The sequence below is a fragment of the Desulforudis sp. DRI-14 genome (genome assembly GCF_052618305.1).
In genome coordinates, this window is record NZ_JBQXEZ010000001.1 from 1 (window position 1) to 23880 (window position 23880).

The 23880-nt window shown below is 59.1% G+C and carries 29 protein-coding genes and 1 riboswitch; of the genes, 5 read left to right on the forward strand and 24 right to left on the reverse strand.

What is annotated here, in order from left to right; all coding sequences use genetic code 11:
* Window positions 1–8: 8 nt before the first annotated feature.
* From ACUM6F_RS00005 to flgB, 20 genes are all read right to left on the reverse strand, one after another.
* Window positions 9–1118 (reverse strand): FHIPEP family type III secretion protein, encoded by a 1110-nt coding sequence (locus ACUM6F_RS00005; RefSeq protein WP_445347966.1) that lies wholly within the window; start codon window positions 1116–1118, stop codon window positions 9–11.
* A gap of 19 nt (window positions 1119–1137) precedes the next feature.
* Complete coding sequence (flhB, locus tag ACUM6F_RS00010) at window positions 1138–2211, reverse strand: flagellar biosynthesis protein FlhB (protein ID WP_445347967.1); 1074 nt, start codon at window positions 2209–2211, stop codon at window positions 1138–1140.
* A 2-nt stretch (window positions 2212–2213) separates the two neighbouring features.
* A complete protein-coding gene (gene fliR, locus ACUM6F_RS00015; protein WP_445347968.1) occupies window positions 2214–2999 on the reverse strand; it encodes a flagellar biosynthetic protein FliR in 786 nt (261 codons plus the stop codon).
* Window positions 2989–3261: a flagellar biosynthesis protein FliQ gene (gene fliQ / locus ACUM6F_RS00020; protein ID WP_425620167.1), complete on the reverse strand. Its 273-nt coding sequence runs from the start codon at window positions 3259–3261 to the stop codon at window positions 2989–2991. The genes fliR and fliQ overlap by 11 nt, the downstream gene beginning before the upstream one ends.
* A gap of 120 nt (window positions 3262–3381) precedes the next feature.
* The gene (gene fliP, locus ACUM6F_RS00025; RefSeq protein WP_426377378.1) at window positions 3382–4002 is read right to left on the reverse strand and encodes a flagellar type III secretion system pore protein FliP; all 621 of its coding nucleotides are present in this window, start codon (window positions 4000–4002) and stop codon (window positions 3382–3384) included.
* A gap of 139 nt (window positions 4003–4141) precedes the next feature.
* A complete protein-coding gene (locus ACUM6F_RS00030) occupies window positions 4142–4525 on the reverse strand; it encodes a FliO/MopB family protein (protein ID WP_445347969.1) in 384 nt (127 codons plus the stop codon).
* Window positions 4526–4527: 2 nt separating this feature from the next.
* Window positions 4528–4878, reverse strand: coding sequence for a FliM/FliN family flagellar motor switch protein (locus tag ACUM6F_RS00035; protein WP_445347970.1), 351 nt, complete (start codon window positions 4876–4878; stop codon window positions 4528–4530).
* A gap of 50 nt (window positions 4879–4928) precedes the next feature.
* On the reverse strand, window positions 4929–5414 hold the full coding sequence (locus tag ACUM6F_RS00040) for a flagellar basal body-associated FliL family protein (protein WP_445347971.1): 486 nt from the start codon (window positions 5412–5414) through the stop codon (window positions 4929–4931).
* A 24-nt stretch (window positions 5415–5438) separates the two neighbouring features.
* Entirely contained in the window at window positions 5439–6356 is a 918-nt protein-coding gene (locus ACUM6F_RS00045) for a flagellar hook-basal body protein (protein ID WP_445347972.1), read from the reverse strand.
* Between the two features lie 75 nt (window positions 6357–6431).
* The gene (locus ACUM6F_RS00050; protein ID WP_445347973.1) at window positions 6432–6803 is read right to left on the reverse strand and encodes a TIGR02530 family flagellar biosynthesis protein; all 372 of its coding nucleotides are present in this window, start codon (window positions 6801–6803) and stop codon (window positions 6432–6434) included.
* A 47-nt stretch (window positions 6804–6850) separates the two neighbouring features.
* Window positions 6851–7300, reverse strand: coding sequence for a flagellar hook capping FlgD N-terminal domain-containing protein (locus tag ACUM6F_RS00055; protein ID WP_445347974.1), 450 nt, complete (start codon window positions 7298–7300; stop codon window positions 6851–6853).
* Window positions 7301–7318: 18 nt separating this feature from the next.
* A complete protein-coding gene (locus tag ACUM6F_RS00060; RefSeq protein WP_445347975.1) occupies window positions 7319–9160 on the reverse strand; it encodes a flagellar hook-length control protein FliK in 1842 nt (613 codons plus the stop codon).
* A gap of 1 nt (window position 9161) precedes the next feature.
* Entirely contained in the window at window positions 9162–9602 is a 441-nt protein-coding gene (gene fliJ, locus ACUM6F_RS00065) for a flagellar export protein FliJ (protein WP_445347976.1), read from the reverse strand.
* Window positions 9602–10930, reverse strand: a complete 1329-nt coding sequence (locus ACUM6F_RS00070; protein WP_445347977.1) for a FliI/YscN family ATPase — start codon at window positions 10928–10930, stop codon at window positions 9602–9604. Before ACUM6F_RS00070 ends, fliJ begins: the two co-directional genes overlap by 1 nt.
* 35 nt (window positions 10931–10965) lie before the next feature.
* Complete coding sequence (locus ACUM6F_RS00075; RefSeq protein WP_445347978.1) at window positions 10966–11613, reverse strand: FliH/SctL family protein; 648 nt, start codon at window positions 11611–11613, stop codon at window positions 10966–10968.
* The gene (gene fliG / locus ACUM6F_RS00080; RefSeq protein ID WP_445347979.1) at window positions 11597–12604 is read right to left on the reverse strand and encodes a flagellar motor switch protein FliG; all 1008 of its coding nucleotides are present in this window, start codon (window positions 12602–12604) and stop codon (window positions 11597–11599) included. Before fliG ends, ACUM6F_RS00075 begins: the two co-directional genes overlap by 17 nt.
* A 3-nt stretch (window positions 12605–12607) precedes the next feature.
* Window positions 12608–14125 (reverse strand): flagellar basal-body MS-ring/collar protein FliF, encoded by a 1518-nt coding sequence (gene fliF, locus ACUM6F_RS00085; protein ID WP_445347980.1) that lies wholly within the window; start codon window positions 14123–14125, stop codon window positions 12608–12610.
* A 314-nt stretch (window positions 14126–14439) separates the two neighbouring features.
* Window positions 14440–14733 carry a flagellar hook-basal body complex protein FliE gene (fliE, locus tag ACUM6F_RS00090; protein ID WP_445347981.1) on the reverse strand — a complete coding sequence of 98 codons (294 nt, stop codon included), beginning with the start codon at window positions 14731–14733 and terminating at the stop codon, window positions 14440–14442.
* Window positions 14734–14800: 67 nt separating this feature from the next.
* Window positions 14801–15193, reverse strand: coding sequence for a flagellar basal body rod protein FlgC (gene flgC, locus ACUM6F_RS00095; protein ID WP_445347982.1), 393 nt, complete (start codon window positions 15191–15193; stop codon window positions 14801–14803).
* Window positions 15194–15197: 4 nt separating this feature from the next.
* Window positions 15198–15554, reverse strand: coding sequence for a flagellar basal body rod protein FlgB (gene flgB / locus ACUM6F_RS00100; protein WP_445347983.1), 357 nt, complete (start codon window positions 15552–15554; stop codon window positions 15198–15200).
* Window positions 15555–15636: 82 nt separating this feature from the next.
* Window positions 15637–15727: riboswitch (cyclic di-GMP riboswitch) on the reverse strand.
* Between the two features lie 665 nt (window positions 15728–16392).
* Between flgB and ACUM6F_RS00105 the strand changes: the two genes are divergently transcribed.
* The 5 genes from ACUM6F_RS00105 to ACUM6F_RS00125 all read left to right on the forward strand — a co-directional run bounded on the left by ACUM6F_RS00105 (window position 16393) and on the right by ACUM6F_RS00125 (window position 20576).
* Window positions 16393–17490, forward strand: coding sequence for a flagellin N-terminal helical domain-containing protein (locus ACUM6F_RS00105; RefSeq protein ID WP_445347984.1), 1098 nt, complete (start codon window positions 16393–16395; stop codon window positions 17488–17490).
* A gap of 145 nt (window positions 17491–17635) precedes the next feature.
* Entirely contained in the window at window positions 17636–17953 is a 318-nt protein-coding gene (locus ACUM6F_RS00110) for a flagellar protein FlaG (RefSeq protein ID WP_445347985.1), read from the forward strand.
* A gap of 17 nt (window positions 17954–17970) precedes the next feature.
* Entirely contained in the window at window positions 17971–19758 is a 1788-nt protein-coding gene (locus ACUM6F_RS00115) for a flagellar hook-associated protein 2 (RefSeq protein ID WP_445347986.1), read from the forward strand.
* Window positions 19759–19778: 20 nt separating this feature from the next.
* Window positions 19779–20165 (forward strand): flagellar export chaperone FliS, encoded by a 387-nt coding sequence (gene fliS / locus ACUM6F_RS00120; RefSeq protein WP_445347987.1) that lies wholly within the window; start codon window positions 19779–19781, stop codon window positions 20163–20165.
* 18 nt (window positions 20166–20183) lie between these two features.
* Entirely contained in the window at window positions 20184–20576 is a 393-nt protein-coding gene (locus ACUM6F_RS00125) for a flagellar protein FliT (protein WP_425620188.1), read from the forward strand.
* 125 nt (window positions 20577–20701) lie between these two features.
* Here the strand turns inward: ACUM6F_RS00125 and ACUM6F_RS00130 are convergent, their stop codons facing one another.
* Genes ACUM6F_RS00130 through flgM form a run of 4 tightly spaced genes read right to left on the reverse strand, consistent with a single transcriptional unit; the run spans window position 20702 to window position 23851 of the window.
* Window positions 20702–21622 carry a flagellin N-terminal helical domain-containing protein gene (locus ACUM6F_RS00130; RefSeq protein WP_445347988.1) on the reverse strand — a complete coding sequence of 307 codons (921 nt, stop codon included), beginning with the start codon at window positions 21620–21622 and terminating at the stop codon, window positions 20702–20704.
* A 48-nt stretch (window positions 21623–21670) separates the two neighbouring features.
* Complete coding sequence (gene flgK / locus ACUM6F_RS00135) at window positions 21671–22996, reverse strand: flagellar hook-associated protein FlgK (RefSeq protein WP_425620190.1); 1326 nt, start codon at window positions 22994–22996, stop codon at window positions 21671–21673.
* A 19-nt stretch (window positions 22997–23015) separates the two neighbouring features.
* The gene (locus ACUM6F_RS00140; protein WP_445347989.1) at window positions 23016–23507 is read right to left on the reverse strand and encodes a flagellar protein FlgN; all 492 of its coding nucleotides are present in this window, start codon (window positions 23505–23507) and stop codon (window positions 23016–23018) included.
* Between the two features lie 35 nt (window positions 23508–23542).
* A complete protein-coding gene (gene flgM / locus ACUM6F_RS00145) occupies window positions 23543–23851 on the reverse strand; it encodes a flagellar biosynthesis anti-sigma factor FlgM (RefSeq protein ID WP_445347990.1) in 309 nt (102 codons plus the stop codon).
* Between the last annotated feature and the right edge of the window lie 29 nt (window positions 23852–23880).

The window sequence follows — 23880 nt, forward strand, 5'->3', positions numbered from 1 at the left end:
CTTGATTTTCAAGGCTCCGCGGACCCGGGAGGGGTGTTGGCTGTCAAAGTTGAGTCGAGCGGATCGACCTGAAAGTACTTCAGGACGTTTTCCGGTTCCGGTTTCGGTTCCGCGGGACGTTTGGCCGCCACAGCCTGCTGCTCGACCCTGGTCTGTTCGGTCTTGACCATGTTATAGGAGATGAGGCCGAGTCCACCGCCGAGGGTGAGAAACAGCAGGTTGGGCATGCCCGGGAAGAGCCCCATGGCGACCAGGATGCCGGAAGCGACCATGAGCACCTTGGGGAAACGGGTCAGCTGTTTCGAAATCTCCAAACCGAAGCTGGCGTCGGAAGTCGCGCGCGTAACCAGCACGCCCGCCGCCGTAGATACCAGCACCGCGGGAAGCTGGGCGACAAGACCGTCGCCGATGGTCAGGATGGTATAGGTGCGCAAGGCATCGCCGATCGACAAGCCCATCACCGCGACGCCCATAATGAAACCGCCGATGATGTTGATAAAGGTGATGATCAGGCCGGCAATCGCGTCCCCCTTGACGAACTTGGAAGCGCCGTCCATCGCCCCGAAGAAGTCCGCCTCGCGCTGGAGCCTGCGCCGCCGCTCGCGGGCTTCTTCCTCCGTAATCAGGCCGGCGTTGAAATCGCTGTCGATAGCCATCTGTTTGCCGGGCATGGCGTCGAGGGTGAACCTGGCCCCTACCTCGGCCACGCGCCCCGCGCCGTTGGTGATGACGGCGAATTGAATAACGGTGATGATCAGAAAGACCACAAAACCGACGATGTAACTTCCCCCGACGACCACTTGGCCGAAGGCGTCGATGACGTTGCCGGCCGCGGCCTGGCCCAGGATCAAGCGGGTGGATGAGATGTTCAGGGCCAGCCGGTACAGCGTCAGCACCAGGAGCAGCGTGGGGAAAACCGAAAACTGCAGGGGGTCGGTCGTAAACAACGTGATCAGCAGGACGAGCAACCCGCTGGTAATGCTGACGATCAACAGCACGTCCAGCGCAAACGGGGGCAGGGGGATGACGATCAGCAGTACGATGCCGATGATCAGGGCTGCCACCAAGTAGTCCAGGTTCCGTCTTAATCCTGCCGGGTTAAGCAGTGACTCAGCCATGATTACCTCTCTCAGTTATTTAGCCCGCCCGTTTTTGCACCTTCAGCCTGTAAACGAAGGCCAGGATTTCGGCCACCGCCTGATATAGCTGTACGGGGATCTCCTTCCCGACATCGACTTTCCAGTAGAGGTACCGGGCAACGTCCCTGTTTTCCACAACGGGAACGTTGTGTTCTCGGGCTAAATCCTTAATCAGCGCGGCCATCCGGTCGGCGCCCTTGGCCACCACCTGAGGGGCGGCCATTTTGTGTCCCTCGTAGCGTAGCGCCACGGCGAAGTGGGTCGGGTTGGTCACCACAACCGTAGCCCGCGGCACCTCTTGGCGGATTCTGTTCAGGGCCATCTGCCGCTGCCGCTGCCTGATCCAACTCTTGAGGTAGGGGTCGCCTTCCGCGTGTTTCAAATCTTCCTTCAACTCGGTGCGCGTCATCATCAGGCTGCGGTTGTAGGTGACGCGCTGGTAGGCGAAGTCGGCCAGCGCCAGCACCAGGTACCCGATTCCGACCGTGACCGTCAGCTTTACCAGCAGCTTCGTGACGGTAACAAAACCCGCCGCGGGAGTCGTGGCGGTGAGGGTGAAAAGCTGCAGCATGTGCGCCTTCAGTATCAGGTAGGCCAGGATAAACACGACAAGCACCTTGGCGCAGGCCTTCCCCAACTCGAACAGGCTCCTGGCGCTGAAAATCCTCTGCAGCCCGCTGACCGGGCTGATCCTTTCGAGCTTCGGCGCCAGGCTTCCCGGAGCGAAAAGGAAACCGACCTGGGCCAGGTTGCTCAGAACGGCGATGATCAGGGCGACCGCCAGCATGGGGGCGAGCAGGACCAGCATGTTGTACAGTTCCATCTGAACCAGGAAAACCAGGCTCCTTTCGTCCACGTTGAAGGTCGAAAAACTCCTCAGGTGCAGCGTAAAGAGCCTGTAAAACTGCTCGATGTACCATTCGGAACTGGTGGCCATTAAGGTGACCAGCGACAGAAGAACGAAGGCGCCGGTAAGCTCCTGGCTTTTCGCCACCTGTCCCTTGCGGCGGGCTTCCTGGATCCGCCGCGGCGTCGCCTGTTCGGTTTTGTTCTGTCCGGCGTCGTTTGCCAAGGTCAGCCTCCCAGGTACCGGATAACGGTCAGGCAGTCCGCGCTCAACTGGGCGAATGTCTTCTGCAGCAGCCAGTTAATCAGGGGCGCGGTCAGCATGATCACCATAAAACCCGCGAAAATCTTGATCGGGAAACCCAGCATGAAAACGTTCATCTGCGGGACCAGGCGGGACATCAGCCCCATAACCACGTCGGCCGTGAAAAGTATAGCGATCAGGGGTCCTACAATCTTTAAGGCTACGACGAACATCTCGGCAAACCTGTCAATGATATACAGCGTAAGCTCCCCGGTAAGTACCCCGTGACCGAGGGGAACGATCTCGATACTCTTCATCAGGCCGGCGATCAGGGCGTGGTGCCCGTTGACCGTCAGGAACAGCACCAGCGTCCAGAGGTAGAAAAACTGGGCCAGAGCAATGCTGTGCCCCCCGCTCGACGGGTCGATGAACTCGGCCATCGCCAGGCCCATCTGAAGGCCCACCAGGGAACCGGCCACCTGGGCCGCAAAGAAGACGAGACTGACAAATAGTCCTAAGCCCACGCCTATAGCGGCCTCGCCCAGGATGGCCAGGGACAGGGACAGCCAGTGATCGGTTGCCGGCGGCGCCGCCGGAATAAGCGGTAGAGCCGCCAGCGCCAGCATCAGTCCCAGCCCGGTCTTCACCAGGGGAGGGACCATCCGCGCCGAAAACACGGGGCAGACGGCGACAAAGGCGGTCGCCCGCGTCAACACCAGCAGGAACAGCGCCAGCCGGTCCATACCCAGGCCGAATATTTCACCAGGCACGCACGTCAGCCATCCTCAAGAAGATGTCCCCCGTAAAACGCAGCATGACGTTGATGTACCAGGGCGCGAACAGCAGCAGGCCCAGCAGTACGGCAATGATCTTGGGCACGAACTGGATCATCTGGTCCTGGATCTGCGTCGTCGCCTGCAAGATACTGATGACCAGGCCGACCGCCAGGCTGATCAGCAGGGGCGGGGCGGCCAGCAATAGAATCATCATCAGTGACTTCTGCACCAGTTCCAGGGCTATCGAGGTAGCCATGTGCATCCCTCCGTTATACAGCACTCATCACTCGGCATTAGGCACTCGGATTTGGAACCTTTTTGGAACCTTTATTGAAAGGGTATTGCTTGATTCCGAATGCTGAACGCTGAATGCCAGCTAAGCGAAGCTTTCTACCAGTGACTTCACGACCAGGTACCAGCCGTCGACCAGCACAAAGAGCAAGATTTTAAAAGGAAGTGACATCATCACCGGCGGGACCATGAACATACCGAGCGACATCAGGATGCTGGCCACCACCATGTCGATCACCAGGAAGGGCAGGTACAACAAGAAGCCCATCTGAAAGGCCGTCCTCAGCTCGCTGGTGACGAAGGCCGGGGCGACAACCGTTATGGGCAGGCTCTCCTTGTCCGGTTTCTGGATTTTGGCCATCTTCACGAACAGTTCCAGGTCCTTGTCCCGCGTCTGCTTCAACATGAACTCCCGCAGGGGGGCCGCCGCCCTTTCCTGCGCGGTTTCGAGCGTGATTCTGTTCTCGACGAAAGGCTTCAGGGCCTGTTCGTTGATCTCGTTGTATACCGGAGCCATAATAAAAAAGGTAAGGAACAGGGCCAGGCCCACCAGGACCATGTTGGGCGGAGCTTGCTGGGCTCCCAGCGCCGTGCGCAAAAACGATAAAACAATCACGATCCGCGTAAAAGAGGTCACCATCACCAGGAAAGCCGGGAGCAGGGACAGGATGGTCAGGAAAATGAAAATCTGGACAGTCTTGACCATCTCAGCCGGCGACCCGGGCTGGCTGACGTTGATGTTGACCCCCGGCACCGGCGTCAGCGTCTCGGGGGGCGCCGCCGCTGCAGGCCCGGCAGCCAAGAAGGCGGCGATAACCGCCGTTAGGAGGATCAGTTGTCTTAACCTACTCACCGGGCGGCCTCCCCAGTCCCTCGCCGGATCTCTTTGCGGTACGGCGTAAAAAATGTAAGAAAGGCTTAATCGACAGCCTCTCAGGGAAACCCCCTTGGATGGGGGTCCACTCGAAGGCTTCGGGCAGGTCCTGGAACTCCTTCAACAGGGTGGTGCCGTTCTCGCCGTGCCCCAGCAAGTAATAGGCGTCGCCTACCCTAACCAGGCTGATGCGGGACTTGCCTCCCAGGGGAAGTTGCTCGATGACCCGCATCCGACGCTTGCCCGTCCATCCCACCGGCTTTGCCGCAGCCAGGAAGTGGAGACACACGTAGATCAACAGGATAGTCAGCGGGAGAGCGACCACCAGCCTCAATACAGCGCCAATCAGATCCATCGTCATTTCTTCGCTCCCCCGGCCTGGTAAGCCCGCGGCGCTAAGATGCCGTGAATGCGCACGGCGAAGGAGTCATCGAGAACGATGACCTCACCCCTGGCAAAACGCTGGTCGTTGAGGTAAACGCTGACAGCTTCCCCGACCGCCTTTTCCAGTTCGATCACCGAACCCTCTTCAAGCTGAAGGATATCACCGGCGCGGATGGTCTTCCGGCCCAGTTCCACCCAAAGGCTGAGCTTCACGTCTTCCAGGTAGCGGAGACTATTCTTGATTTTCGGAGCCGGCGTCTGGCTGTCCAGCTTGGGGAAACTCACCTTGTGGACCGTCGTCCCCTCATCGCTGAGCGCCGACAAAAAGGTGCTGATCTCGCTCTTCCGCAGTGCTGATCCCCCCGTTCCAACCGTTACTGGACGAGGAACTCGACGATATAAATTTCCTTGGCTTTGAACCCGTGCAGTTCACTGTTGACCTGGTCCAGCAGTTCCTTGCGCAGATCGTCGGTTTTGTCCACGGCCAGGATTTCGGCGGCCGTCTTGCGGCGCAGGGTGTTGATGATGCGGTCCTTGATCTGCACGTCCTTCTCGTGGATCTCCTCGGCCTTTTTCTCCGGGATCGAAATCGCCAACCCGATCTTGAGATAGCGGGCTGTCTGGACGTCGGCGAGATTGACGACGATGGTGCCGAGTTCGACCAGCTTGTACTTCTCCTCTTTTTTGGGCAGCTTCAATCCCACTTTTGCCTGCAAGGCGGGAGAAGATTTGTAGTAGGCGGCGGCGATACCGCCGCCTACTATGAGCAACACCAGCATTAAAGCGATGAGCTTGACGAGCAACCGGCGCCTGGGCGCCGGGACTGCCTTGGGTTCTTGCGCTTCACCGGAACCGGGCATCAGCATAACTCCTTACTACGAAACTTACCGCTTAATGTCGATCAACTCGCGCAGCATATCGTCCGATACGGTGATCACCCTGGCGCTGGCCTGGTAGCCGCGCTGCGTGATGATCATGTTGGAAAATTCGGTGGAGAGGTCGACGTTGGACATCTCCAGGTTACCGGAGAGGGCTTTGCCCCGGCCGCCGGACTCCGGCGCACCCCAGCCGGTGCTTGTGGGAACGTTTTGGTCATCAACCGGAACCTCCAGAAGGTTAAACCCCAGCTTAATGAGGTTTTCGGGGTTGGGGTAGTTGTCCAGCCCGATCGTACCGATGTAGCCGCTTGAACGGGTACCAGTGTCATCGTAGACAGTCACCCAAATGCCGCCGTCACTGGTGATGCGGATGGTCTCCAACCCGTGTGTGGTAGGGTCATAAAGGCGAATCGGCGCACGAGCCGTGTCATCGAACGCGGCAAGATCCGGAGCAATGTCCTGAGAATTGCCCAAAACGTACAACCCCGACGAGTTGACCAGGTAACCTGCTTCGTTAACGTAGAAGGCGCCGTCCCTGGTATAGAAGTTCTTGGTTGGTACAGCCCCGTCACTGACTACGCCGCCTTGAACATCGTTCGGATCGAATGAGGCAAGTACAAACAGGCCGTTGCCGTCAACGGTGAGGTCCAGGACGCGGTTGGTAGCCATCAGCGACCCCTGCCCGAACAGACAGTCGATGGCCGAAACGGTCACTCCCAGGCCGACCTGGGCGGGGTTGATGGAGTTGACCCCGATCTGGGAAGTCGAGTTGCCGCGGATGTTCTGGCTCAACAGTTCGGTGAACAGAACGCGCCCGCTCTTAAAGGAAGTGGTGTTGACGTTGGCGATGTTGTTGGCGATGACGTCCATGCGGATCTGCTGGCTCTTCAGTCCAGCCACGCCTGCCATTAAAGAACGAATCACGCTAAATACCCTCCTTGGAATATGTGGGCTGCCTCAGTCGGTCCGCAGCCCGCAGCCTCCTTTCGGGCCGGCTGCCTACTTTATCAATACCGCACTGTCGATGTTGGTAAAGACCTGGTTCTGCCGGTCGTCGTTGACGACGGCCGTGACGATGACTCCGTTGGCCACGCTGGTCACCAAGGCCATGTTCTTGTACAGGATCAACGACTCCCGCGCACCCTTAAGACGGGCCTCGGCCGCCGCGCTGCCGATCTTCTGCAAGTCGGTAGGTGAAAGAACGATGTTCCTCTCACTGAGACGGCGGCTGGCGTGCGCCGAGAGCTTAACCTCCTGCTGCTTGAGCTCGCGGGCCAAGAGCTCGGCGAAGGAGCCGCTGTTCTTGACCGCTCCCTGTGCGGCCGGTGACGGCCCGGCCGGCGGTATGCCGCCTGTGCGATTTACCACCATCTAGATAACCCTCACCTCCTCGCATACTGTGCTAAACGATTGCCCCGTCATACCGCCTGTGTTTCGGCAACACTGGTCGCCGCAGCAGGCTCCTGGGTTCCGGGGACTTTGATCTCGGCTACCTGGGTCAGGAGATAAGACTCGCCGCCAACAACGATCAGAGGCCCTTCCTCGTTAAAAGTCACTTTCCGGACGGCGCCCGTGATCTCGCCGGACTCGGTCTTCAGGACGACCTCCTTGCCGAGCAGGTCCAGGGCCTCGCGCACCCGCGTCGATTTGCCCATCTGCTCCAGGGCCTGTTCCACGGCGAAGAGCCTCTCCAACATTCCGAACTGGACCATCTGCCCGATCTGCGACGTCATGTCCTGCGGCGCAAACGGGTCCGGATGCTGCAGCTGGGCCACGAGGACCTTGAGGAAGGTGTCCTTGTCGAATGTGTTGCGGGGCGCGGCCTTGGGCTGCGCCTGGGTAACCCCGCCGATAGCATCTACCGCCATCTTCATACCTCCTTGTAACTACGCCAGCAGGTTGATTCCGCGCGGCGCACCGCCGAAGTAATCATCCGTCCCGTCAAGCAGCGCCTCGGTGACCGGCGCATCCGCCATCCGGGCCGCAGCCCCGTCCGCGGGCGCCTCCCGGCGTTCACCGTCCGCGCTGAGGAAAACGTCCCCGCTCAAAAGATGAATGTCAAGACGCGTCAGGCTGTCCCTAAGCAGGGGCAGCGCCTGCTGAACGGCCTCCCTCACGCCGTGTTCGGCGGCGAAGAATTTGACATCCACGTCCTGGGCCGAGGAATAGACGATCTTCACCCTCACGCTCCCCAGGTGGGGCGGGTCCAGCCGGATTTCCAGCACGGCTTTTCCATCGGGCAACCATCTGGCTTTCTCGACAGCTTTGGCAACCTTGCCGGCCAGTTGACTGGCAAAAGTCTGCGTGTTGAAGACACCGTCCGGTCCGGCAACCTTAGCTACATTCTTAACCGGCGTATCCGGGGCGTTCACGGTTACCACGAATGCGGGAACGCCGGGTCGCTCCGCCTTGCCTTCCTGTCCCGGCAACAGCCCTTCCGGCCTGGTTCCCGGAGTCGCCGCCTGCCCGCGGGTCCCGGTGTTTTCAAAGACTCTCCCGGTTATTAACGGTGATTCCCCACCGGACCTTAAACCGCCCGGCCTTGTTCCGGCCGATACGTCCGTAATCCTGGGAGCCGCCGCGCCCGCGTTCCGCCCGTACCCATCGCCCGGGCGCTCGAGGCCGGCAAACGGACCGGCATCCACCGTCCCTGACGGCGCAAGCGCCGGAGACTTAAGCACAGCATCCGCCGGCACCGAAACGTTCAGGCCGGGCGCAACCGGATTCTTTACAGTACCCGTCTCAACGCCAGGGCTGCTTGTGACATGGGGCTTTACCACGGTTGCCCCCTCCGGAAGCCTGTCCGGCGGCATTGCGGGGGAGGACGGTACCCGGCTCGCATCCTGACCCGGGTCAACCGCCGACAGGGGCGTCAGAACCGGGGAGTCCAGAGACGGTACCTGGACGACCGACCGCAAGGTTACGGGCTGACCACGCAACGATGGGGACTCGCCAGGGATGTGGGATGACGCTCCGGCGGCAACTTGCTCCACGGCAACATTCCCGGCTTGTACCGCCTCTCCGGGACCGCCCGCCGATCCGGCCGGGGTTGCGGCATCAGTCAACGAGGATAACCTGTCCGGCGGCGGTCCGGCAGTGCCGGCGGCTTTTACAGCCTCAATGTTAACGTCCCAACCCGTACTTGTCGGCGGCGTGCTTCCGACGGGAGTTTCCGTCGAAGCATCTAAAACCGGCGGACTGTTTGCGACAGGCAACGGTATCAAGCCCGGCGCGTCAACGTCCCGCAGCGTTTGTTCCAGTTCCGGGACAGGTTCTCCGCCAGGGTCTTGGAACCCGACAACCGTCTGTCCCGCAGTTGAGGCGCAGGCCGGCATGCGGAGGTCGGCATGCGCGCCCGGGCAGTTTGCCGCTGAAGGGGATGCGGAACCCGGCAGCGGGTCGGAGACTGCAGGCAATGGCGCTTCAACAGGGCCTGCGCTTGCAGTGCAGGGCGCTGCTGTGGCCGGCGGCAATGTCTCTGCAAAGGCTGCCGCCTTAACGAGGAGCACTGCGGCACCAGCTCCCGTGTCGGGACACACTGCTTCGCCGAAGCGTATCGCCGCAGGAAGCGCCGCGAACGCCGCCGGATGACCCGTAGCGGGCTGTCCCATTCCCAGGACGTCCAGCAGCCCCTGCAGAAAGCACGGCCCGGTATTCCGGCCGCCGCCCAAGCCGGGTTGCTGCGGCTGCGCGACCATATTCGGTGTTAAAACCAAACCCGGTAACAACCTACATCCCTCCTTTCTTTATGGAATACGAGATCGTAGCCAAGGCATCCATTTCCCGGTTTGTCTTCCGCGTCACCTCCCTTTCGAAAGCATTTTGCTGCTTTTGTTTCAGCGACTCCAGAACCATACGTTCCTTCATCGCTGTTACAGCCTCGCTGCGTTTGCTGTCAGCCTCCTGCAGGCTTTCCTGCAGTTCCCGCTCGGCCTGGGAAATGCGCGCGTCGAGCAGGCCGCGGTAGGCCTCAAAATCGACCATGGCTACGATATCGGACAGGTTGATACCGGACTCCTGAACGTTCGCCAGCATTTCCTTGAGTTTTGCGAGGTTTTCGTGGCAGGCTTGAGCAGCGGCATCGGCCGCCGCCAGTTCCTGCAGCACAGCCTGTTCCCTCGCCGACTTGACCTGCAGCACCGGTTCCAGGCTGAAAGCAAACTTGGACATCAGTCAGCATCGCCTCCGAGGATTTGTCTGAACATCGACAGCGTGGTTTCGAACTCGCAGTATTCAGTCTGGTCCTGCTGGAGAAAGTTTATCAGCTCGGGGTATACGGCAAGGGCCTGGTCCACAAGCGGGCCCGAGCCCTTAACGTAGGCCCCGATGTTGATCAAGTCCTCGGCCTTGCGATAGGCCCCCAGCAACCGCTTGGCCTTTTGGGCAAGTCTTACGTGTTCCTCCTCGGTCACGTCGGGCATTAAACGGCTGTTGCTCTGGAGGATGTCGATCGCGGGGTAGTAGCCGGCTTCCGCCAGTTCCCTGGAGAGGATGATATGCCCGTCAAGGATACCCCGCACCGCATCGGCAATGGGTTCCTGCATATCGTCCCCTTCCACCAGCACGCTGTAGAAACCGGTAATCGTACCCCTGGCGTTGGTCCCGGACCGTTCCAGCAGCTTCGGCAGGGCCGCGAACACCGAAGGCGTGTAACCCCTGGTCGTCGGCGGTTCGCCGATAGCCAGGCCGATCTCTCTCTGGGCGAGGGCGAAACGTGTCACCGAATCCATCAGGAACATAACGTTGTGTCCCCTGTCGCGAAAGTATTCCGCGATAGCCGTGGCCACCGCGGCGGCGCGCACCCGCACTAAAGCCGACTGGTCGGAGGTAGCCACGACAACGACGGACTTGGCCAGGCTGTTGCCGAGGTGGCGTTCCAGGAAGTCCCGGACCTCGCGGCCGCGCTCCCCGATCAGGGCGACGACGTTCACGTCGGACGCGCAGTAGCGGCAGAGCATGCCCAGTAAAACGCTTTTTCCCACCCCGCTCCCGGCAAAAATCCCCAGCCTCTGCCCCCTGCCGCAAGTAAGGAGAGCGTCGACGGCCCGGATGCCGGTCGGCAGGGGCTCCTTGATGCGCGGCCTCTCTAGAGGATTGGGAGGGTTGTTGTCCACCGGGAAGGACTCCCCTGCGATGTGCTTGCCGCTGAAGGGCCGGCCTAACCCGTTGAGCACCTCGCCCAGCAAGGCCTCTCCGATCGTGATCGTCAGCCGGCGCCCGGCGGGCGTTACCAGGCAGCCGGGGTGCACGCCCTTTAAGTCGCCGAGAGGCATCAGGAGCGACACCCTGTCGCGGAACCCCACCACTTCGGCCTTTACGGGTAAAGGCTCGCGGGGGACGATGATGTCGCAGACCTCGCCGATCGGCACGCTAAGGCCCACGACTTCCACGGTAAGGCCCACGACCTTGCTCACCTTGCCGCTGACTCTGAGAACCGGGGCACGCTGCACGTTGGCAGCCCAGCGGTCCAAATCGATGTTCACCGCACCGCGCGCCATCGCCTAACCCAACCCCCCACCGTCAACGATATTTTTCAACTGCATCCCAAGGCCTTGCGGATGCTTTGCCATCGCACATCCCAGGAAGCATCAACCAGGCCGTCGTCGGTGTCGATTTTACAAGCCCCCCGCGGCAAGGCCGGGTCTTCGATAATGTTCACCTCGCTGCCGGGAACCACTTCCAGCAACGCGTTCAAATTTTCCCGCATGACGCCGGCGTCATCGGTGCCGGCCAGGATGGTTATCCGCGGTCTGGCGCGCACGACAGCGAGGGCCTCTTTAACGATGGCGACAACGGTGTCTTCCTTGAGGGCAAGCTGTTCGGCGACCAGTCTTTCGGCGATGGTGCAGGCCAAGCTCAACAGCGCGGGCTCGAGGTCGTCCAGGGTCTGCCGGTAGATCTCCCGTGCCTGCTGCAGGACGCCCAAAGCCTGCCGCCGGATTTCAGCGGCTTCCTGCTTCGCCTTGTTCATACCCTCGCGGTAGCCTTCCTGGAACCCCTGTTCCCGGGCCTTGGCGCGCAGTTCCTCGCATTCGGTCTCCAGTTCCCGCCGCAAGGTCGCCTCGTCGCACACGGGGCAAATCAGGGCCGCGGGCGAAAGGGTTCGCAGGGGCAGCGAGATCTTGCTCCTGTCTTCAAGGAGGGTCCCTTTAAGAATCCGTTCGCTAGATAACAAGGGCATCTTCCCCTCCTCTGGAAATGACAATCTCACCGGCCTCGTCCAGCGAGCGGATGATCTTGACTATGCGCTGCTGGGCCTCTTCAACTTCGCGCAGGCGCACCGGGCCCATAAATTCGATCTCTTCTTTGAGCATCTGCGAGGCGCGCTGGGACTGGTTCTTGTAGATGCGCTCGCGCACGCTCTCGTTGGCGCCGCGCAGGGCGAGGGCCAGGACTTTATTGTCAACTTCGCGCAATATGCGCTGAATCGAGATGTCGTCCAGTTTAACGATGTCTTCGAAGATGAACATCTGCTGGCGGACTTCCTCGGCCAGGCCCGGATCGTCGTACTCCAGTTCTTCCAGGATCTTCTTTTCTGTCGCGCGATCGGCCTGGTTGAGGATCTTGACCAGCGCCTGCAAACCGCCCACAGTGTAACTCTCTTGCTGGACCAGGGCGGCCATCTTACGTTCAAGGATTTTTTCCACGTCCTGAACCACCTCGGGGGAGGTCTTGTCCATAAGCGCGATGCGCCGAGCGACGTCGGCCCGGATTTCCTGGGGCAGCATCGACAGGCAGGCCGAGGCCTGGTTGGGCTCCAGGTAGGCGAGGATCATAGCGATGGTTTGAGGGTGCTCGTCCCGGATGAAGTTGGCCAGGTACCTGGGTTCCGTCTTACGCAGGGCGCCGAAGGGCAAAATCTTCGAGGTGCTGGTCAGCTTCTTGATGATCTCGGAAGCCCTATTCGGCCCGACGGTTTTCTCCAGAAGCTCCTTGGCGTATTTGATACCGCCCTGGAGAATGTACTGCTTGGCTTGGTACAGGTCCTCAAACTCGGTCAGGATGTTGTCGCGCGTCTCGGGGGAAATCCTCCCCATGTTGCTGATGGTATAGGTGATTCTTTCAATATCCTCATCGTAGAAGTTCTGGCGAAGGACCTGGGACGACAGGTCGGCGCCCAGAGCCAGCAGAAGTACGGCTGCTTTTTCAACGCCTGTTAATGTCCTTGCCATCGCTTATCTCCCCTGATCGGTAGTCAGCCAGACCTTGATGATTTCCGCCACCTGTTCCGGTTTCTGCTTGGCCAGCTCGCGAATCGGCGACGGGTCTTTGCCGGACTGCTTTTGGCCGTCGAGCTGTCCGATCATAACCGGCGTGACCTCCTGGACCGCAGGCTGTTTAGCGGGAACCTTGCGCCCGCGCAGCACCGACATCGCGACAAACCCGATAATCGCGAGCAGCAGCGCCCCGCCGCCGGCCGCGACGTACAAAAGCCACCTGTTCTTTTGCGTAGCCGGTTCGGGAGCCGGTTCCAGGTCTTCCTCCGCGCCGGGCTCAAAGGCCAGGCTGGACACCATCACCTGGTCGCCGCGCTGCTCGTCCAACCCCAAAGCCGCCGCTACAACCTGCTGAATCTGCTGCTGGCGGCCCGGCGCCACCGTATCGTCCACCACAATGGCCGCCGAGATCCGCTTTACCGCCCCCGGGGCCTTGACAGTGGTTTCATGCACCGTCCCGACCTGATAAGTTTTGCTCGATTCCTCGCGCTCGTACGAGGACCCGGCACCCTGGCCGGTATTGTAGGTAGGCACCTGGGAAAGGCTGTTTTCGGTCTCCGGGATCCCGCCGGCCCGTCCCCCGCTGCCCGTTTCGCGCGAATTGTGTTCGGTAAGCACCGCGGAGTTCTCCGACGGGATATTCGAAACCAGCTCCTGGCGGTCGAAGTCCAATTCGGCCGTCACCTGCACGACGAACTTCCCGACGCCGAGGACCCGTTCGAGCACGGAGTGCACTTTCTTCTCGCACTCGCGCTCGAAGGTGCGTGTCGCTTCGTGCTGGGCCAGGGCCGCGCCGGTCAATTCGTCGGCAGCCATGTCGCCGTTCAAGACGCGTCCCCGGGCATCAACGACGTGGACGTTTTCGCTGTGCAGCCCCTCGACGCTGCCGGTAGCCAGGGCAACGATGCCTTCGACCTGCTGGCGCGAGAGACCGGCCCCCGGCTTCAGCTTCACGACTATGGAAGCCTTCGCTTCCGCCTCTTCGTCGCTAAAAACGCTCTTCTCGGGGATCACCAGGTGGACCCTGGCCTGCTCGACCTCGACAAGCTGGACGATGGTGCGACGGAGTTCTTCCTGGAGGGCACGCTGGTAATCGACTTTCTGTTCGAACTCGGTCACGCCGAACCGAGTCTTGTCAAAGAGCTCGAAGCCAGGTCCGTCAACACCGATGGCGCCCGAGGTAGCCAGTTGGATACGGGCCTCGTGCACCTTGCTTTTGGGGACCTCGATCGTCGTTCCCTGGTCCTTGAGGATGTAGGGGATCTTCATTTGTTTCAGGCTTTCGGTGATCGTGCCCGCTTCCTTGGGATCGAGCCCTGTGAAGAGCGGGGCGTAGTTCACCGTCTTGAGCCAGTTGAAAAGGAGATAGACGCTCGCAACGAAGGCGATCAGCAGGAGCACGACTGCCCCCTTTTGCACGGCGGACATGGTCTGCCAGCGACTTAGCAGGTTCCCCTGTACCGGCTGGTCAGCCACCCCTTAAAACCTCCCTGTCATTGGACGTAGGACATAGGACGTAGGACTTAAGGAAGAACTCGGGAATCAACTTCAGGCCGGGCCCGCTACGCTCACCTGTTTCGGCCCTACCCGCGAAACCATCATAAACCGTATCGGTTGTAGACCGGTATTTCGGCTGTTCCGTACCACGTACGACATACGACCGACGACTGATTCTAAGTCAGGAATCAGCGTAACCGGTTCCTTCCGGGTTCCCGACAACGAACGACCGTTTTTGAGTCAGGAATCGGCGTAGCCGATTCGGTCCTCTGTTTCCGACGACGGACGACCGTTTAGACAGGCATGCGTGACAGCTCTTGATAAGCCTCGACCAGCTTGTTCCGGACTTCCAGGGAAAGCTGCATCATCAGGTGAGCCTCTTCAAGGGCGATCATCACCTGGTGTACGTCCTTGACCTCCCCGGAGAGAAAGCCCTGCACGGCCTTGTCAGCCTTAACCTGCGAAGCGTTCAGCTCCTCAATCGCCCTGGTCAGGACTTCCCCGAAAGCCGGCCCTTTCGCTGCTCCAACCCTGTTATCCGCAACAAGAGTCGGTACGTTGTTGATCGAAGCGATATCCTTTATCATCGGTTCCCATCCCCCTGCATCCTGCATCCTACATCCTATACCCTACACCGTCCTTAGAACTTAGAGCCTAGGCTCCAAGTTCTAAGGCTTTTAAAAGCATCTGTTTCGACGCCTCAAAGGCTGATACGTTGGCCTGGTAAGCTCTCGTTGCGCCGATCATGTTCACCATTTCCTGCCCGAGGTCGACGGCCGGGTAGGCTACAAAACCCTGGGCGTCGGCATCCGGGTGTCCCGGTTCCTGGACCCTGATGGGTGGTGCTGGATCGGGGATCAGAGAGGTAACGGCCACACCACCCGAAAGCATCTCCGTAAAAACAGGCATCTTACGCTGGTAAGGACCGCCGCCGGGCGTCCTCGTGGTCTGAATGTTGGCGATGTTGTTGGATAAGAGATCGAGCCGAAAACGTTGTGCGGTCATACCCGAGCCACTGATTCTAAAACCGGAGAAGAAATCGCTCACTTAGTTACCTCCTCCCCGTTATGACTTCACGTAAGACGGCAATATGCTTTTTTAAACACTGCGTCGTGGTGTTGTACATCAAGGAGTTGGCGCTAAGCTCGATCATCTCTTCTTCCAGGTCGACGTTGTTCCCGTCCGGGCGGAGCGACGGGCGGTTGTCACGGACGACCCTGGGCTCGACACCCACCGTTGCGCCCCCGTTAAGGGTGCGGTCAAGCACCTGCTCGAAAACCACACGTTCCTTTTTATAGCCGGGGGTGTCAATATTGGCGACGTTCTTGGCCGCAGCCTTTTGCCGCAGGACCTGGGCATCAAGACCTTTATGGAGAAGCGTTATGGTAGGGTCGCCAAAGATGCGCACGATACATCCCTCCCAAAAATCTCACCGTGTAATAAGAGAAGGCTACCCCGAAACCGGGATAGCCTTCATTTCCCTCTCCCGTTTCGGTAACCGGCTACCTTAACCAACTTGACAGTGGCTTTAGGTCCTTGGCTTTGCGTCCCCATCTTTCGATAGGTTTGCCTTTTCGACGGAGTATTATCTGCTTGGCCAAACAATGGCGGCGTTTCCATCTCTAGCTAAGTTTACAGTCAATCTACACAAGTTGACAATAGTTGTCGAAATGCCGCATTTGCCACCGATAAAAGTTTATGGAGGGAACTCCCTGATTTACCGCCCTAACGGCAGGAGGATAACCGCTCGAAACGACGTAAACCCGGGAGTCAAACGGATTGCAAAAGACGGGGAGGCCTTGCATGGCAAGACCTCCCATGATAATGGACGGGTGAAACAAGCATATAGCTACTATAACAAAGTTTTATAATGGTATCGCCTTAAAATGTATCCCTGTCCAAGACAAAGACACCACAAGCCTGATAAAACTATATCAGGCTAATTTAAAAATTTGCATGTTTTTACGCTATTATAGTTTTTGTCTTAGATGCTTGGACGTGCTATTTTAATTAGTTATGCAATTTCATCAGGCACTACTTGTTTTGTTGCAGAAACATCGCTTAGATAGTATATCGGTACCCTCCCCCCTAAACTTTAGCCCCTATTTGTAAAAACCCATAAAAATTTTATTAAGGGCTAAATTTGACTAAATAGGTCTTAAGTTTGCCCGGTGGGCTCCGAAATTATTGTCAGAGGGGCTTCCCGGGGGCCCTCGAGCTTTACCCAAATAAAGGGGGAAAACAGAATGCAGATTTACCACAATATCGCGGCCCTGAACGCCACACGGCAGCTGGGCATCAACACCGTGTTGGCCAACAAGTCTTTGGCACGGCTTTCCTCGGGTCTGCGCATCAACTCCGCGGCCGACGACGCCGCCGGACTGGCCATCTCGGAAAAGATGAGACTGCAGATCAGGGGTCTCGACCAGGCCATTAAAAACTCGCAGGACGGGACCTCGATGGTACAGACGGCTGACAGTGCTCTCCAGGAGATTCACGGCATGCTCGACCGCATGTACGAACTGGCCAACCAGGCCGCCAACGGCCTCCTCACCGATGCTGACCGGAATGTAGCCCAGGAAGAGGTTAGCTCACTGCTCAGCCAGATCAACACTATCGCCAAGTCTACAAAGTTTAACAATAAGATTCTTCTTGACGGCAATTTTGGCGTAACCCGCAGCGGCGGCACCCTGGCAGCCACGGACGGTGCCCTTTCAGTAGAAGTAGCGGGAGCCAAGGCGAGTACCACCTATACCCTAGGGAACACCGCTGATGGCGTCGTGTCCTTGAGTGACGGCAGTGGTAACCAGCAGACACTCAGCGGCGTTACTGGCAATTCAACGCTGAACTTCGATAAGCTCGGCGTCAAGATTGTCCTTTCAGGCGCGACCGTAACGTCTGTAGGTTCCACGCTAAATGGGAAGACAATCATCACCAGCGCCAACGCCCCTGTAACGCTGCAGATCGGAGCGGAGAACAGCGTTGATCAACAGATTGGTGTTTCGATTGCCGACATGGACACCACCGCCCTCGGCATTAGCACAATCAACATCGCAACGCAGAGTGGCGCACAAAGTGCAATGACCAATTTGGATACCGCCAAGACTACGGTAAACACCGAACGGGCCAAGCTGGGTGCTCTCCAGAACCGCCTGGAATATACGATCAAGAACCTCGGCGCGACCAAGGAAAATATGGCCACTGCCGAAGCCCGCATCCGCGACGCCGATATGGCCAAGGAAATGATGGAGTTCACCAAGTTCAACATCCTCAACCAGGCGGCCACGGCGATGCTCGCCCAGGCCAACCAGATGCCGCAGACCGTCCTGCAGCTTCTGAGGTAACGCGACTAACGCTCTTAAAGAGGCCGTTCGCTAAAAAGGGCGGCCTCTTAGTATTTCTATGATCGTTTTTAGGGCCAGGGTCCCTAAAGTTGATCCTCGCTTAACCCGATTAACGAGGTAAGAAGAGGAAACCGGAGGGGTAGCGATGAACGTTACCAAGATGGGCAACCCGCCAATCGTGGTACGTACGGCAACCGCACAGCGGCCCGGCACGGAAGTCCGGAACCAGCCTCTGGAAGCGGGCGTTGCCAAACCCGAAAGCGGCCCGGTAAAACTGGAACTCCCGGCGAGCGGCGGGACCTTCCTGCAGTTTTCCGTGCACGAGCAGACCAAGGACGTCATCGTCCGGGTGCTCGACAGCGCCACCGGCGATGTGATCCGGGAGTTCCCCCCTGAAGCGATCCTGGATATGGTCGCCAATCTGCTCGACCTGGCCGGACTGCTCGTGGACGAGAAGAGATAACACCGAGGTGAATGCCAATGTCCAACACCTTTCGCATAAGCGGCCTGGCCTCCGGGATCGACACCGACCAGATGGTCCGCGACCTCATGAAAGCCCACCGGATGCCTCTGGACAAATTGAAACAACAGCGGCAGGTGCTGGAGTGGAAACGAGCCGACTACCGGGCCGTCAACAAGGCCCTGTACGACTTTCGCACCGGCACCGCCTTTGCCATGAAGCTCAGTTCCACCTATACAAAACGGCAGGCAACCAGCAGCGACAGCAGCGTTGTAACGGCCTCGGCGTCTTCAAGTGCTTCCAGCGGGACCTATCAGGTTACGGTAGGTTCTCTGGCCACGGCGGCCTACAACGTCAGCACGGCGGCCGTTTCCGCCAACCAGGCGGACAAAATCGACGCCGCGGCCACCCTGTGGTCGCAGCGCGCTAAGTTCGCCGACACCGGCTTCGGGTGGATCAACGCCGACGCAACGGACGCGATCAGCGTATCGTTGAGCGGCACCACATTTAACCTGACGCGCGACGCCATAGTGAGCGTCGCTTCGATCGACGTGGACGGCGTGGGATATACGGTTTTTACGGACCAGGCAGCCTACGACGCGAGCGGCGACCCGAATAAGGTCCTGGTGAACCTGAATACCGGCGGGTTAACCTTCAACAACACCATCAACGCCGGCCAGACGATTAACGCCAGCTATACCTACAACACCAAGACCTTCAAGTTCACCGTCACCACGTACGGCGACACCGGCGCCAACACGCAGGAATTCACCGTCGACGCCAGCCAGAAGAGCCTCAACGCCGTGCTGGCCGACATCTCGGCGGCTAGTGCTTTGGGCCTTACCGCCTTTTACGAGAGCGGCGCCGACAAGGTCTCGATCTCCCGAACGGCCACCGGGAATTTCAATACCTCGGGAGAGGAAATCACCGTCGGAACCACGGGATTCCTGGCCCAGGTGCTGAAGATCGACCAGGCGCGCGAGCAGGGCGGGACCGACGCCGACGTGACCGTCAACGGCCTGGCGCTGAAACAACACAGCAACACCTTCCCCCTCAACAGCGTGAACTTCACCCTGAAAAAGGGAGGCACGGCCACCGTCACCGTGGCCACAGACACCGACGGTCTTGTGAGCACCATCAAGGACTTCGTCGACAGTTATAACGCCCTGGTCGACACGATCCGGTCGGAACTGCAGGAAACCCGTTACCCGGATTACCTGCCCTTAACCGACGACCAGAAAGAGAAACTCACCGACCGCCAGATCGACCAGTGGGAGGATAAAGCGAGGAGCGGCCTGCTGCAAAACGACCGCATCCTCGAATCAGCACTTCGAGAAATACGTACGACCTTTTACGGCGTTGTGTCTGGAGTAAGCGGCAAGTACGACCATCTCTCGGACATCGGCATTACGACTATCGACTACGCTTCCGGAGGCAGACTCCAGGTTGACGAGGCCAAATTGCGGGCGGCCATCGAAGCCGACCCCGACGGCGTGAAGGAACTCTTCACGAAATCGGGCACCACCGACGCGGAGAAAGGCCTGGGAGTCAGGCTTTACGATACTATTCAGAAGTCTCTCGACAAGCTGAGCAGCCAAGCGGGCAGTTTTACCAGTTCCACCGGTTACGACAACAGCTACCTGGGTAAGACACTCCAGTCGATGGACAGCCAAATAGACCGCATGGAAGAGCATTTACAGTACCTTGAGGACAAATACTGGCAGCAATTTACCGCTATGGAACAAGCGATCAGCAGGATGAACGCCCAGAGCGCCTGGCTCTCCCAACAGTTCGCCGGCGGCCGTTAATCATTCTAGGAGGATAATAGATGGCAATGACCAACCCCTACGCCAGGTACAAGGAAACAGCCATAGCCATCGCCAGGCCGGAGGAACTGGTCCTGATGTGCTACCGCGGTCTCGCGCAGTATGCCCGCCAGGCCGCCGAAGCGGTTGGGGCGCGCGACATCCCCGCGGCGCACCAAGCCCTGGTGCGGGCCCAGGACATCTGCACCTACCTCCGTACCACGGTGGACACGCAGTACGAAATCGGGGAGCGCCTGGACGCTCTTTACGAGTATATGTACAACCGCCTCGTCGAGGCTAACCTGAGTAAGGCTTCGGAACCCATCGAGGAAGTCCTGGCGCTGGCGGAAGACCTGAGGGACACCTGGGCCGCAGCCATACGCGCCGGCAAAGAAGGAGAACTGGGATAGCCCGGAGAAGATGATTTTATGATGTCGGTTGCGGATGACTGTACCAAGCAGCCTGCCGATCTCTGGACCAGGCTGTTTGTCTTGACGGAGAAAATCGGTGCCGTCCTCGACGGCCCGGACGGCGAAATCGACACGAAAGCCATGGGCGAACTCCTGGAGGAGCGCCGCGAGTGTATGGACGCTCTTGATCGCCTGGCGGCCTTGGGAATACGCCCCGTTATCGACGACTCATTCCAAGAACTGATCAGACAGATTATCGATCTGGACCGGGAGAACCAGCGCAAGGCGGAAAAACTGCTTGCCGGAACGAACCGGAAATTGCACGAGGTCCGCCAGAGCAGGAAGGCGGTTAGGGCCTACGGCAGCAGGCGAAGACGGGATGAAGGGGTCTTTCTGGACGACAAAAAATAACGCCCTTATGGGCGTTGATGTTAGTTGTTAGCTGTCGGCTGTTGGATGGGTATAAGGTATAGGGTATAAGGTGTTATTTGGAGTGCGGGGTGTAGAAAAGGTTGGTCCGAACGACCAACCTTTTACTATCGGAGGAAGTTCAGGAGCGAGATCTGCAGCATCCTGGCCGTTGCACTGAGGGTTGCTTCGTAGACCAACTGCTGCTCGTTAAGCCGGATGACGGCGTCCTCCAGCTTCGTTCCCGCCAGGGTGTTGACCGACTTTGCCAGGTTAGCGTCCTGCGCTCCCAGTTGCTCCTTCACCGCATTCAAGGTATTGACTTCTGCTCCCACGGCGGACTGTTCGCTTACAGCCGTATTATGATGCTTAACCAAAGCATCGAGGGCGGTACCGATGGCGTCGACATCGTTATGCACAAGCGCATCTTTCAGGTCGAGCAGAGCCTTGAACATGCTGTTGCCGGCAGTGGCCGACCCCGCATCGGTGCTTTCGCCGAAAACGGCCGCCCAGTCGATGGTCTCCGCCGTCTCGCCGGCCAGGGCGCTCATCCATGGATCGGCCAACACCAAAGCAGCTTCACCGGCAGGGGTTACGTCCTGTTTTTGGACGATGTCCTCCGACACCCTTACGTACAGTTGCTCGGAAGAATTCGTCAGACCGCGTGAAGCGTTGGCCAGGACGACAACACGGTCGATTAAACCGTCCACTTCGCCGGCAATTGCCTTGCGGTCGTCCCCGGAAAGCGTCCCGTTCTTAGCTTGCAGCGCCAGTTCCTGGGCGCGGGCAAGTACGTCTACCACGCCGGCGAGGGCGCTCTCCGTCCTCTGGTACCGCCCGATCCGCTGCTCCACCATACCGGTATAGTGGCCCAGTCTGACCATCCCGGACCGCATATTCAGGAAGGATCTTAACGTGGAAGGATCGTCGCTGAGATGGTTGATCCGCAGCCCGGAGGCGATCTCTTTCCGTAGCGTCTCCATCCGCTCGGCGTTCTTCTGTATGCTGAAGATGCTGCTCTGACCCATCCAGTTAGTCGCTATGCGCACGATGCCCATCCCCCTACGTCCTACGTCTTACGTCCTACGTCCTACTTTCTAACGCATCTTGTTGATGAGCGTATCCAGCATTTCGTCGATGATCGTTACAACCCTCGCCGACGCCTGGTAGGCGTACTGGAACTGCATCATATTGGTCAGTTCTTCGTCGATGGAGACCCCCATAACCGACTGGCGCAGCGCCCCCACCTGCTGGACCACGGCGTTGTGCAGCCCCAGGTTGTTTTTCGCAGCGTTAAGGTCGCTGCCGATGCGGGTCAGCAGGTCGGCGTAGAGGTTGCCGATTTCCGGCTCCAGCTGGGCCACGTTGAGCGCATGTTGCGGCTGCAGCGCCTTTAGATCGGCTATAACGGTTTGCTTGTCGCCGTTAACGGCGAAATCCGCAGCGCCGGAACCGGTAAAGAAAGCGGTTTGGGCATACGCGTTAACGTCTTGTGTAAGGGTTATCGCCAGGTTGTCCAGGTCGGCCATGTAACCGTCAAGCTTGTCTACGAGCGCAAGCAGCGCCGGCAGAGAACCCGCCGGCAGGGGGTCGCCGGGGGGAACATTAATGTCCGTGAAATCGGCGACATCAACCGCCTCGGCATAGCCGTAGCTTTCAGCAATACTCTCCCACTTGCTCCCGTCGACCAACGTATGACCCATTACGACCACTGTTACCGCCCCGAAGCCGCCGCTGACGGGCGCGACCGTGAGCGGCCCGAACTTGGCCAGTTCGTCGAGGAGCGTGTCACGCTGGTCTATCAAGTCATTTGCCGTGTTGCCCAGTTGCATCTGCCGCCCTATCTCGTGGTTCAGCCGGGCGATTTTCTGGCCCAACTCGTTTATGCTCTGCAGCTGGTCGCCGATCTGCGCGTTGTTCACCTCGTCCCGAAGGGCTTGCAACTGCCCGTAGGCCACGCGGATACTGTCGGCCAGGGCCTTGCCCGCGCCGTAAACCACCTCGGCGGGAGGGTTATCGGGGTTCTGGCTGAGGTCGTACCAGGACCCGAAGAAATCGTCCAGGAACTTTCGGATACCGAAGTCGGAAGGCTCCGGAAACATGGCCTCGACACGCCCGAGAACAGCGGCCTCTTCCTCGTACTGGCCGACGTTGGCCAGGGTATTGCGCATCTGCACGTCCAGGTAGCCGTCCCGTACCCGCTGGACCTGGGCGATGTCCACGCCCGCACCGAGCTGGTAAGCCCCCGTCTCCCGCAAGAGCGAGGGGGAAGGAAAGGGCGTGGCCGCTGTAAAGACGGCGCGCTGGCGGGAATAGCCCGTGCGCGAAGCGTTCGAGATATTGTGGGCCGTGATATCCATCGCCCGGGTGTGGGCCTGCAGGCTGCGCCGGGCGATCTCCAACCCCAGGAACGTCGAAGCCACAGCATATCACCGCTTTCAGTTAAACCTTGGCGTTAAGGAGGATGTTCTTCCCTTCTATCTCCAGTTGCGCGTCGGCCCCGTACTTGTGCCGGTTGCCCACCAGGTGTTTGAGGAGGAACTGGTTGAAACGATGGGCGTTGGCCGACAGGACGAAGTTGGTATTGTTCAGGCCGGCCATCCTCTCCACCAGTTCCACCAGCTGGGTGGCGACCATGTGCAATTCCAAGCTGATATCCTCCGGCGCCCGGGCCAGGATCTCGCTCAGAGTGGCATCGGGGCCAAGGCCTTCCAGAGAGGCGGCGGCCAGGATCCCGGCGCGCCTCTCCTCTTCGGCCTGAACTTTCTTCTGGAACTCTTCAACAGCCCCTAAAGATTCTTGAAGCCCTGCAACGTCTCCGTTAAGCAGGGCCTTCTGTTGTACCTCGAGGGCTCGGTTGAGTTCCCTGACAATCTCCAATTCGTCCTTCAGGCACTCAATCAACTGGTTGTACAACTTCTTTACTCTTTCCACCTTTACGGGGGCCTCCGGCTATTTCTCGGTATAGGTTAAACAAGCTTATCCAGCAGCCGCTCCCGGATCATGCCCTCGGCGATCTTGCGGGCGTCGGCGACGTAAGTACCGTCTTTAATCCGCTGGGCGATCGACGCAACTAAGTCGGCCCGCACGTTCGGAATGCCCTCCAGCTTGGCCTTGTAAGCCTGTATCGCTTTGGCCTCGGCGGAAATCTCAAGCCTGTCACCCTCGACCCCGGTCGGCGTCGCAACCGGTGAGGTCGGTTTTTCACTCTTTTGCTGGGTTCCGTAAATCTTCGCCAGATCAATGGTCCCATTGTTGCCGACATTGTTGATCTTCATCAACTTAACCTCCCGAGGAGAGGTGCTTC

Excerpts from the sequence above, each read along its gene's own strand:
- ACUM6F_RS00005 (WP_445347966.1), bottom strand. The coding sequence starts at position 1,118 with ATGGCTGAGTCACTGCTTAACCCGGCAGGATTAAGACGGAACCTGGAC.
- fliQ (WP_425620167.1), bottom strand. The coding sequence starts at position 3,261 with ATGGCTACCTCGATAGCCCTGGAACTGGTGCAGAAGTCACTGATGATG.
- fliP (WP_426377378.1), bottom strand. The coding sequence starts at position 4,002 with ATGGTCAAGACTGTCCAGATTTTCATTTTCCTGACCATCCTGTCCCTG.
- ACUM6F_RS00030 (WP_445347969.1), bottom strand. The coding sequence starts at position 4,525 with ATGGATCTGATTGGCGCTGTATTGAGGCTGGTGGTCGCTCTCCCGCTG.
- ACUM6F_RS00040 (WP_445347971.1), bottom strand. The coding sequence starts at position 5,414 with ATGCCCGGTTCCGGTGAAGCGCAAGAACCCAAGGCAGTCCCGGCGCCC.
- ACUM6F_RS00050 (WP_445347973.1), bottom strand. The coding sequence starts at position 6,803 with ATGGTGGTAAATCGCACAGGCGGCATACCGCCGGCCGGGCCGTCACCG.
- ACUM6F_RS00055 (WP_445347974.1), bottom strand. The coding sequence starts at position 7,300 with ATGGCGGTAGATGCTATCGGCGGGGTTACCCAGGCGCAGCCCAAGGCC.
- fliJ (WP_445347976.1), bottom strand. The coding sequence starts at position 9,602 with ATGTCCAAGTTTGCTTTCAGCCTGGAACCGGTGCTGCAGGTCAAGTCG.
- ACUM6F_RS00070 (WP_445347977.1), bottom strand. The coding sequence starts at position 10,930 with ATGGCGCGCGGTGCGGTGAACATCGATTTGGACCGCTGGGCTGCCAAC.
- ACUM6F_RS00075 (WP_445347978.1), bottom strand. The coding sequence starts at position 11,613 with ATGCCCTTGTTATCTAGCGAACGGATTCTTAAAGGGACCCTCCTTGAA.
- fliG (WP_445347979.1), bottom strand. The coding sequence starts at position 12,604 with ATGGCAAGGACATTAACAGGCGTTGAAAAAGCAGCCGTACTTCTGCTG.
- fliE (WP_445347981.1), bottom strand. The coding sequence starts at position 14,733 with ATGATAAAGGATATCGCTTCGATCAACAACGTACCGACTCTTGTTGCG.
- ACUM6F_RS00105 (WP_445347984.1), top strand. The coding sequence starts at position 16,393 with ATGCAGATTTACCACAATATCGCGGCCCTGAACGCCACACGGCAGCTG.
- ACUM6F_RS00110 (WP_445347985.1), top strand. The coding sequence starts at position 17,636 with ATGAACGTTACCAAGATGGGCAACCCGCCAATCGTGGTACGTACGGCA.
- ACUM6F_RS00115 (WP_445347986.1), top strand. The coding sequence starts at position 17,971 with ATGTCCAACACCTTTCGCATAAGCGGCCTGGCCTCCGGGATCGACACC.
- fliS (WP_445347987.1), top strand. The coding sequence starts at position 19,779 with ATGGCAATGACCAACCCCTACGCCAGGTACAAGGAAACAGCCATAGCC.
- ACUM6F_RS00125 (WP_425620188.1), top strand. The coding sequence starts at position 20,184 with ATGATGTCGGTTGCGGATGACTGTACCAAGCAGCCTGCCGATCTCTGG.
- flgM (WP_445347990.1), bottom strand. The coding sequence starts at position 23,851 with ATGAAGATCAACAATGTCGGCAACAATGGGACCATTGATCTGGCGAAG.